Origin of the sequence: Streptomyces sp. B1866, from assembly GCF_031932565.1 — a bacterium.
Lineage (GTDB): Bacteria > Actinomycetota > Actinomycetes > Streptomycetales > Streptomycetaceae > Streptomyces.
In genome coordinates, this window is sequence record NZ_JAVSCF010000219.1 from 1 (window position 1) to 9,838 (window position 9,838).

Consider the following 9,838-nt stretch of genomic DNA (forward strand, 5'->3'; position numbering starts at 1 on the left):
GCCGTCCGGCGTCCTCCGGCCGCTCCGCCGCCGGGGACGGCGCGTGCCGCGCGCGGGGCGGAGGCGCCCCCGCGGCCCGGTCGCGGGTTCCGGCCGCCGAAGCCGCGGCCCGGCCGCCCCTGACCGGTTCGGCCCGCCTCCGGGCCGCCGTACCGGGTGAATACATGCGCTGTGGCCATCTGCTCCCTCGCTCTCGCTCGCGGCACCGTCGCCGCCGCGAGCGTCGTCGCCGTGGACGGCGACAGTGGCAAGGTCGCAGGCCACGCGCCTATTCCCGGGCCGGGGCACAGTTCATGAGGCCGCAATGATCGCCCCGCGCGGGCGGCCGGACCGGCGCGCGCGTACGGGTGCGTACACGCGCGTACGGCCCGTCCGGCCGGCGCGCCGCCGCGCCGCACGGCGCTCGCGGCGGTCCGCGAGGTCCGGCCGCCCGCCCGGGCTACTCGAAGGTGCCCAGGAACTCCCCGCCGTCGACGTCGATGACCGTCCCGGTGACCGCCGGGTTGGCCATCACCGCCAGGACCATGGAGGCGACGTCCTCGGCCATGCCCGCGTGGGGGAGGAGCTGCCAGTTCATCGGGACGACGTTGATGCCTCCCGGGCTGACCGTGTTGACCCTGAGGGGGGCGAGTTCGTAGGCGGCGTTGCGGCCCAGCGCCTCGATCGCGCCGTGCAGGGAGCCCCAGAAGCCTCTGCCGCCCGACGGGCGGGAGGCGCTGGCGCCGGACAGGAGCGTGACCGAGCCGCCTTCCCGGACGGTGCCGATGGACGCCTGGAGGAGGTTGTAGCTCAGCCAGAAGCGGGCGAACGAGCGCTGGGCCACGTGGACCGGGGTGTCGGCGATGCCGCGGGCCAGGGAGGGGGCGCCGCCGGCCAGGGCGGCTATGTGGTCCAGTGGGCCCGCCTGCCGGACCAGGAGGTCGGCCTGCTGGTGGTCCTCGGGGTCGGCGATCAGGCCGTGTACCTCCGGGAGCCGCGCTAACGCCTTGTCGAGCCGCTCCTGGGAGCGGCTGGACAGGAACACCTCGGCGCCCGCGTCCTGCGCCGCACGCGCTGTCGCCACGCCCATCGGGCCCGTGCCGACGACGAGGATGCGCGAACCTGCCATCGGGGCCGTGATCGGGGAAGTCATGGAACTCCGTCGGGTCGGGGGCGGGGACGTCGAGCGGAAGGGCCGGGTGGTCGGACCGGCGTGGACGGCTGCGGAGCGGTGCGCCCGGGCGGGTGGGGGGCGACGCGTGGCGGGCGGTCGGGCGGGGGCCGGTACGGACGGCATGGGCGGCGCGGTGCCGGCGCCTGGCGCGCCGCCCGGTGCGCGGCGGCGCACCGGGCGGCACCGCCCGTCAGCCGGCGCACGGGGACCCCGGCTCCGGGCGGTCGGCGCGGTCCGCGGCCTGGCGGCCCGGTCCGGCGGAACCGGAACGGTGGCCCGTCCGTTTCCCCCGGTATGCGCGCGGTTCAGGTGCCCGGTCCCGGGTGCGGCGGTCGCCTGCCGGGCGGCCCGGCTGCTACGGCGCCGTGGCCGTGGGCACCGCTGGGGACGCGGGTGCGCCGACCGGACGGCTCGTGGCCGCCACCGGTTGGAGTCGTGGACGCCGGGGGGCACCCGACGGATGATTCGACCGCATGGCTTCCCCTCGTCTTCCTGACGCACGGCGGTTCTCACAGTATGTGTCGCACAGTGTCTCGTGAACACGCAGTCAGGTGATTAAAGCCGCGGCATGATTCGTCGTCAGGTGAGTGTGCGGAGGTCGCAGGGCGGTTCGGGCGGGAAATCCCCGCGGTTCGCCGCGTTGTCGCCGGTGGTTTTCCCGGGTTCTTCCCGCCGCTTCCCCGCCGGTTTCCCGTGGCCTCTCAGGAAGTCTCCGTTCCGGTCTCCGGCGTTCTCCGCCGGTTTCCGGCCACCGCTGCCGCCTCCGGCGCTTCCCGCCATTCCCGGAGATTCCCAGAAGGCCGGCGGCGGCGCGTCGCCGGACGAGCCGTCAGCCGGAAAGAGGCCCCTGCGCGTCGAGCCGGTCCCGCAGCCGCGTCAGGACCTCCTCGTGCCAGGCGTCGAGCAGCGCCAGCGCCTGGTGGCCCGACTCCAGGTCGAGGGAGCCGTCCTCCCAGGCCGTGATGACCTGCCCCCACCACCACACGACCTCGGAGGGCCGGCGGTACACCGCGTCCAGCGCCTCGGGGAACTCGCCCAGCATGCCGCCCATCGAGTTGAGCACGCCCAACTCCACGCTGCCGCCGAGCGCGACCAAGCCGCTGCGCAGCAGTTGCAGCATGCCCCGGTGCAGGTCCTGAGGCGTCACATCCTCGGCGCTGACCAACAGTTCGAGCCGGCCCAGGGCGCGGCGCAGCGGCTTGGGGTCGTACGCCCCGGGGCTGGCCGCGATCTTGCGCAGGTACGCCTCGTAGAAGATGTGCAGCGTCTCCAGGACGCCCTGGAGGAGCTTGACCGCGAGGTCGGGAAGGCGGCGGGAGAAGCGGAAGATGTAGCGCCACGTCTCCAGGCCGCCGTAGAGCTGGAAATCGCAGACGACGACGCCGACCCCTTGGTGGGCCTCCACGAACCCGGCCGCCCGCAATCGTCCGAGAACCTGCTGGACCGTGGCAGGATTGATGTCGTGGGCGTCGGCGAGCCGCCGGATGGACGGCAGCCGCTCCCCGGCCTGGAACCGGCCCGAAGCGATCTGAAGAGCGATGCGGTCGGTGACCTCGTCGACAATGCTCCGGCGCGCCATGCCGCAACTATAGGCACTATAGGCGAGGGAGATCGTCGGCACTCCGCTATGGCCCGGGCGGCGGCGACGGGATTGCGTTACGCCAGCAAACCGCTTCCTTCCCCGGGACGTTCACAGCGTGTTTCGAGTGGCGCATTCACGGCGGGTTCCCGGTGGGCCGACGGGAACCCGCCGTGCGGCGACCCGTGGCGGGGGAGGGCGTCCGAAGTGGGCCGCCGGGTCCGGAAAGTGCGGGCAGGTACCGGGTCGGTACACCCGATCAGGGAGCATGATGAACCATGCTCATCATCATGTGCGGGCTGCCCGCAACCGGTAAGACGACGCTGGCGCGCGCCCTCGCCCGCCAGATCGGCGCCGTTCACCTGCGCATCGACACCGTCGAGCAGGCGATCGTCCGGGCCGGTCTCGGGCGGCACCCCGTGGGCCCGGTCGGCTACGTCGTCGGGTACGCGCTGGCCGAGGACCACCTGCGCCAGGGGCTCACGGTGATCGCCGAGTGCGTCAACCCCCTGGCCGTCACCCGCGACGCCTGGTGGGACGTGGCCGTACGGGCCGGCGTGCCCGTCGCCGAGGTGGAGGTCGTCTGCTCGGATCCGGCGGAGCACGAGCGGCGGGCCACCGAGCGCGCCGTGGACATCCCCGGGTTCGCGCCGCCCACCTGGCACGACATCGTCACCCGCGAGTACGAGCCCTGGCAGCGCGACCACCTGGTGATCGACACGGCCGGCCGGGCTATCGACGCGTGCACGGCGGAAATCCGCCACGCGATCCCGCGGTTGCGTCCGGAACGCCTGCCGTCCGGCGAGTCGGCCGCCGCTTCCCGCCGCTGATACGGAAAAACCCCTGGCGCCCGCGGCGATATCATGGAGACCATTGACCGCGGACCGTCCCGCACCAGCACAGTCCGGGGGGAAGGGAAGTCTGGTGAGCAATCCGAACAAGGGGCTCGGCAGGGTCCAGGTGTCGCTGAGGTGGGACCCGAGTCCCCCCGGTGAGACGGCCAATGACCTCGACATCATCGCGGCGGTCTACTCCGCGGCCGATCCGTACGGCCGGCCCGTGTACCTCGTGCACTTCGACAGCCGGTCGCCCGACGGGACGATCACCCTCAACAGAGACAGCCGCACCGGTCAGGGCTTCGGGGACGACGAGGTCATGACCCTGGAGCTGGACCGGCTGGCCCCGGCATACGGCCGGGTGGTGGTCGGCGTGGCCATCCAGCAGGGTGCGGGCCGCAAGACGTTCGGCGAGGTGCCGCGCACCGCCGTGCGGGTCGCGGAGGGATACACCGAGCTGACCGCCGACGACTTTTCCGGCGTCGCGGGGAGCACGGCGGCGACCGTCGGGGAGTTCGCCCGCAGGCAGGACGGCGAATGGGCGTTCGCCGAGGCCCTGCGGGGCTTCGACGCCGATCCGGCCGCCTTCGCCGCGCTCATGGGCCGCCGGTACACCTGATCCGTCCCACCTGACCGTCACACCCGATATCGGCGGTGGCGCGGTGCTTTCGGGGCCGGTCGGCCCGGCGGCCGTGTCCGTGCCCGGCTCACCCCTGGTCCGCTGGCAGATTTTCCTCTTATAGTTTCGCCGTTCACCATCCGTGCCACGCTCCAACAGCTCGACCGGGCTCAACCAGCGTGAGCCGTGAGGGGACGACCGGGATGAAACGCCGCATACTCGCCACCGTGGCCGCCATCGCCCTGATGGCCGCGCCGCTGGTCGGCTCCGCGTACGCCGCCGACCCGCCGCAGGGGCCCGCGACGCCCGGCACGGTGGTCTCGGTCACCGACCTGCCGCGCGCGCTGTGGGTGGCGGGCACCGGCCGGGCCTACCGCGTCACCTACCGGACCACCGACTCGCTCGGACACCCCGCGCTGTCCAGCGGAGCGGTGTTCGTCCCCGAGGGCAAGGCGCCGGAGGGCGGCTGGCCGGTGGTGTCGTGGACCCACGGCACGGTCGGCCTGGACGACTCCTGCGCGCCCTCCACGGCCGGGCGCTCCCAGCGCGACATGACCTACCTGGCCACCTGGATGTCCCAGGGCTACGCCGTCGTCTCCACCGACTACATCGGCCTCGGCACGCCGGGCGTGCACGCCTACCTCGACGGGCGCGCCGAGGGCCAGGCCGCGGTGGACATGGTGCGGGCCGGCCGGGCCGTCGACGGCGCGCTGTCGCGCAAGTGGGTGGCGATCGGCCAGTCGCAGGGCGGCCAGGCGGCGCTGGTCACCGCGTCCCTGGCCACCCGGTACGGGCCCGAGCTGGACTACCGCGGCGCGGTGGCCACCGGCCCGGCGTCCAACATCGTGTCGGTGGCCACCCTGCTGGTCGGCCCGCTGACGCCCGACGTCGTGGGCCCGGCGACGGTCGCCTACTTCGCGTACATCTTCCGCGGCCTCCAGGCGGCGCGCCCCGACTTCGACATGGCGGACTACCTCAGCCCGCTCGGCGCCGAGGTCGTCGCCGACGCCGAGCGGCTGTGCTACGCCGACCTGGAGCGCCGGGTCGAGGACGTCGAGCTGCGGCAACTGCTGCGCAAGCCGCTGGGCCTCGGCGACTTCGGCAGGACGGCGCACCCGGTGATGGACGTCCCCGTGTCCGGGTACGACCGGCCGTTCTTCATCGGGCAGGGCACCGCCGACCAGGACGTGCCCGCGCCGCTGAACTGGAAGCTGGCCGCCGACCTGACCCTGAACGGCCAGAAGTTCACCTTCCGCAGCTACGACGGGGCCGACCACAGCGCCACCATGACGGCCTCGCTGCCGGACACCATCCCGTTCGTACGGGACCTGTTCGCCGGACCGCCCGCCGCCTGACCGCCGCGCGGGCCGCGGCCCTCGGGCCGTGGCCCGCCCGGTCACCGTGGCCCGCCCGGCCCGGAATTCGGCCGGATCCGGACGTGTAGGACGTACGCGCCGCAGAAGCGGGCGGCCCACCGGGCCCGGTGCGCCGCGGCCGAACGCGCCGCCGAGCCCGTCCCGCTACGCGTCCCCCGGCGCCGCTCCCGGCCGCCGCCGCAGCCGGTCCGCCAGCGCGGCCAGCCGCGCCACGGCCGGACCGGTCGGCAGCTCGGCCAGCGCCCGGTGGCAGCGCTCCACGTGCGCGTCGATCACCTCGCCCGCCGCGTCCAGCGCCCCGGTGCGCGCCAGGATGCGGCGCATCCGGGCGTGCGCGGCGGGGCTGCGGCCGCCCTGGGCGAGCAGCGCCTCGACCACCATCCGCTCCTGGGCGGTGCCGCGCTGGTGGGCCAGCAGGACCGGCAGCGTGGGCCGGTGGTTGTCCAGGTCGCTCGCGGCGGGCTTGCCGGTGGTCTCGGGCGGCGCCTCGTAGGCGAGCAGGTCGTCCCGGGCCTGGAAGGCGATGCCCAGCGCGTGCCCGTACGCGCCGAGCGCCGCCGCCGGCCCGTCGTCCGCGCCCGCGAGCACGGCGCCGATCCGGCAGGCGCCGCCGAACAGGGGCGAGGTCTTCAGCCCGGCCATCTCCAGGTAGGCGCCCAGCGCCAGGCGCGGGGTGCCCGCCTGGTCCAGCTCGCGGGTGACGCCGCGGCACAGGTCCCGCCCGGCGGTGGCCAGCGCGGCGCAGGCCCGTACGATCCGGTCGGCCGGGACGCCGCGCCGCGCGCACTCGGCCAGCGCGTCGAACGCCTGGAAGAACAGCGCGTCGCCGCCCACGACCGCCCGGTGGGACCCGAACCGGTAGTGGACCGCGGCGCGGCCCCTGCGCACCGTGTCCCCGTCGATGATGTCGTCGTGGACGAGCGTGCCCACGTGCAGCAGTTCCACGGCGGACGCCGCGGGCAGCACCTGCCCCGGCGAACCGCCCACGGCCGCGGCCGACTCGGCGACCAGCAGCGGGCGCAGCAGCTTGCCCGGGGGCAGCAGCGCGTGCCGGTACAGGTCGGCCAGTTCGGCGGGGGCGCCCGCGCAGCGGGCGGCGAGGTCGTCGGCGAGCGCCGGCGTTAAGCCGTCCCGCTCTCCCTCGCGGTCGGTTCCCGGAGTTGTCACCTTCTGCGGCCTCCCTGGTTCACACCTGTCACCGGCGTTCGGCATCTCTACCTTGCCCACGCGCCGCGCCGGTTCCCGGCCGCCGCGCGACTTTCCCCCGGTAACTTTCGGGTGGGCCCTCTCGGCCGGTCACCGGCCCTCCCGTTCGGGGGAGTTCGCGGCGGCGGGAGCGGGGCCGCGAGGTGTGGAAGGATGCGGCGGGTGCGCTTCCATGCCGACCTCCACATCCACTCGAAGTACTCCCGGGCCTGTAGCAGGGACTGCGACCTGGAGCACCTGACCTGGTGGGCGCGGCGCAAGGGCATCACGCTGGTGGGTACGGGCGACTTCACCCACCCGGCGTGGTTCGACCACCTGCGCGAGAACCTGGTGCCCGCCGAGCCGGGGCTGTTCCGGCTGCGCGACGACCTCGACCGGGACATCGCCCGCAGGCTGCCGCCCAGCGTGGCGGCCCGGCCGGTGCGGTTCATGCTGTCGGTGGAGATCTCCACCATCTACAAGCGCGGCGAGCGCACCCGCAAGGTCCACCACCTGGTGTACATGCCGGACTTCGACGCGGCCGCCGAGTTCAACCGCAGGCTGGGCCGGATCGGCAACCTCGGCTCCGACGGCCGTCCCATCCTCGGCCTGGACTCCCGCGACCTGCTGGAGACCGCGCTGGAGTGCGGCAGCGGCGGCTACCTGGTGCCCGCCCACGTGTGGACGCCGTGGTTCGCGGTGCTCGGCTCCAAGTCCGGCTTCGACGCGATCGAGGACTGCTACCTCGACCTGTCCGACCACATCTTCGCGCTGGAGACCGGCCTGTCCAGCGACCCGGCCATGAACTGGCGGATCTCCGGCCTGGACCGCTTCCGCATGGTCAGCAACTCCGACGCGCACTCGCCGCCCATGCTCGGCCGCGAGACCACGCTGTTCGACACCGACCTGGACTACTTCGCCATCCGGCGGGCGCTGGAGACCGGCGACGGGCACGCGGGGTCGGTCGAGTTCTTCCCCGAGGAGGGCAAGTACCACGTCGACGGGCACCGCAAGTGCGGCGTGCGGATGGAGCCGCACGAGACGCGCGAGCACGGCGGCACCTGCCCGGTGTGCCGCAAGCCGCTGACGGTCGGCGTGCTCAGCCGGGTCGAGGAGCTGGCCGACCGGCCCGAGGCGGTACGGCCCGAGGGCGCCCCCGACTTCCTCAGCCTCGTGCCGCTGCCGGAGATCATGAGCGAGATCCTGGGCGTGGGGCCGAAGAGCAAGAAGGTCCAGGGAGAGATCGACAGGCTGACCGCCGCCCTGGGCCCCGAGCTGTCCATCCTGGGCGAGGTGCCGGTGGACGACCTCGGCGCCCACTCGACGCCGCTGGGGGAGGCCGTCGCGCGGCTGCGGCGCGGCGAGGTGATCCGGGACGCCGGATACGACGGGGAGTACGGCGTGATCCGGCTGTTCGAGCCCGGCGAGCTGAAGACGTCAGGGCCGACCGCGCCCGCGCTCTTCGACGACGACCTGTTCGGGCAGGCGGCGGGCGACGGCGGCGCGGCGGGCGCGTCCGTACCGGGTCAGCGGACCGGCCCGGCGGGCGCGGGGAGGAAGCCGAAGGGCGGCGGGGCCGGGGCGCGGCGCGCCGCCGAGCCCGCCCCGGTCGCCGAGAACCCGCCTGCCGAAAGCCCGTCCGCCGGGCGGGAGTCCGCCGCGGGCGGATCCGCCGGGCGGCGGACTCCCGCCACCGGCTCGCTGCTGGACGGCCTCGACCCCGAGCAGCGCGCCGCCGCCGAGACCCCCGGCGGGCCGCTGCTGATCATCGCCGGTCCCGGCACGGGCAAGACCCGCACGCTCACCCACCGCGTGGCCCACCTGGTGACCGAGCGCGGCGTGCCGCCCGAGCAGTGCCTGGCGATCACCTTCACCCGCCGCGCCGCAGAGGAGATGGCGGAGCGGATGGCCGCGCTGGCGCCCGCGCACGCGCCACGGCTGACCATCGCCACCTTCCACTCCCTGGGCCGGATCCTGCTGCGCGAGCAGCACGAACGGGCCGGGCTGCGGCCCGACTTCGGCATCGCCGACCAGGCCCAGCAGCTCGCCGTCGCCGCCGAGGCGACCGGCGACGAGCGGCGGGCCCGGCGCCTGCTGGACGCGCTCACCCGGCTGCGCCGGGGCGGCGGCGCGCCGGACCCGGAGGCCGCGGAGGCCGCGGAGCGGTACACGCGCGTGCTGCGCGAGCGCGGCCTGGTCGACTTCGACGACCTGATCACGCTGCCCGTCGCCCTGCTGGAGTCCGACCCGGACCTGGCCGCCGCCTACCGCGAGCGCTATCAGTGGATCTCGGTGGACGAATACCAGGACGTGGACGAGCAGCAGTACCGCCTGCTGCGCCGCCTCGCCCCGCCCGACGGCGACCTCACCGCGATCGGCGACCCGGACCAGGCCATCTACCGGTTCCGCGGCGCCGACGTCGGCTTCTTCCTGCGCTTCCAGGAGGACTTTCCCGCCGCCCGCACCGTCCACCTGACCCGCAACTACCGCTCCAGCGCGAACGTGCTGACCGCCGCCCTCCAGGTCGTCGCGCCCACCACCCTCGTCCCCGGCCGCACCCTGCGGCCGATGGGCGACCACGGCGCGGCGCTGGTGGGCCGCCACCACGCGGCGACCGAGCAGGCCGAGGCGTCGTTCGTGGCCCGTACGATCGAGCAGCTGCTGGGCGGAGCGTCCTTCCACTCCCTCGACAGCGGCCGGGTGGACTCCGACGGCTCGCCGGCCCTGGGCTTCTCGGACTTCGCGGTGCTCTACCGCACCGACCGGCAGGCCCGCGCCGTGGCGGACGCGCTGACGCAGGCCGGGCTGCCGTTCCAGAAGCGCTCGCACGACCGGCTCGCCGACCGGCCCGGTGTGGAGCGGATCGTGGCCGAGCTGGCGTACGAGTCCGCGGACACCGGCCGTACGGACGGCGTGAGCGGTACGGACGGTACGGGCAGCGCGGGCGGTACGGGCCGTACGGTGCGCGACCGGGTGCGGCGGGCCGCCGGCGCCGTGCTGGAGCGGCTGCCCCAGGCCGGACGGGACCAGGCCGGACGGGACCAGTCCGGGCGGGACCAGTCCGGGCGGGACCAGTCCGGGCGGGACCAG

At 74.6% G+C, this 9,838-nt stretch carries 7 protein-coding genes; 4 read left to right on the plus strand and 3 right to left on the minus strand.

Features of this window, described 5'->3' with window-relative positions; all coding sequences use genetic code 11:
• Positions 1-439: 439 nt before the first annotated feature.
• Both RKE29_RS23250 and RKE29_RS23255 read right to left on the minus strand, forming a co-directional pair.
• Complete coding sequence (locus RKE29_RS23250) at positions 440-1,108, minus strand: SDR family oxidoreductase (protein ID WP_312007532.1); 669 nt, start codon at positions 1,106-1,108, stop codon at positions 440-442.
• 874 nt (positions 1,109-1,982) lie between these two features.
• Positions 1,983-2,732 (minus strand): GntR family transcriptional regulator, encoded by a 750-nt coding sequence (locus RKE29_RS23255; RefSeq protein WP_312007533.1) that lies wholly within the window; start codon positions 2,730-2,732, stop codon positions 1,983-1,985.
• Between the two features lie 278 nt (positions 2,733-3,010).
• On the opposite strand from RKE29_RS23255, the gene RKE29_RS23260 reads away from it, so the two are divergent.
• The 3 genes from RKE29_RS23260 to RKE29_RS23270 all read left to right on the plus strand — a co-directional run bounded on the left by RKE29_RS23260 (position 3,011) and on the right by RKE29_RS23270 (position 5,542).
• Positions 3,011-3,562 (plus strand): AAA family ATPase, encoded by a 552-nt coding sequence (locus tag RKE29_RS23260; protein ID WP_312007534.1) that lies wholly within the window; start codon positions 3,011-3,013, stop codon positions 3,560-3,562.
• A 94-nt stretch (positions 3,563-3,656) separates the two neighbouring features.
• Positions 3,657-4,187: a TerD family protein gene (locus RKE29_RS23265; protein ID WP_312007535.1), complete on the plus strand. Its 531-nt coding sequence runs from the start codon at positions 3,657-3,659 to the stop codon at positions 4,185-4,187.
• A 203-nt stretch (positions 4,188-4,390) separates the two neighbouring features.
• Positions 4,391-5,542, plus strand: a complete 1,152-nt coding sequence (locus tag RKE29_RS23270) for a lipase family protein (protein WP_312007536.1) — start codon at positions 4,391-4,393, stop codon at positions 5,540-5,542.
• A gap of 165 nt (positions 5,543-5,707) precedes the next feature.
• Here RKE29_RS23270 and RKE29_RS23275 read toward each other — a convergent pair whose 3' ends face one another.
• Positions 5,708-6,730, minus strand: a complete 1,023-nt coding sequence (locus tag RKE29_RS23275; RefSeq protein WP_312007537.1) for a polyprenyl synthetase family protein — start codon at positions 6,728-6,730, stop codon at positions 5,708-5,710.
• Positions 6,731-6,931: 201 nt separating this feature from the next.
• Here RKE29_RS23275 and RKE29_RS23280 point away from each other — a divergent pair.
• Positions 6,932-9,838 (plus strand): UvrD-helicase domain-containing protein (locus tag RKE29_RS23280; RefSeq protein WP_312007538.1); only part of this gene is annotated, 2,907 nt, incomplete at its 3' end.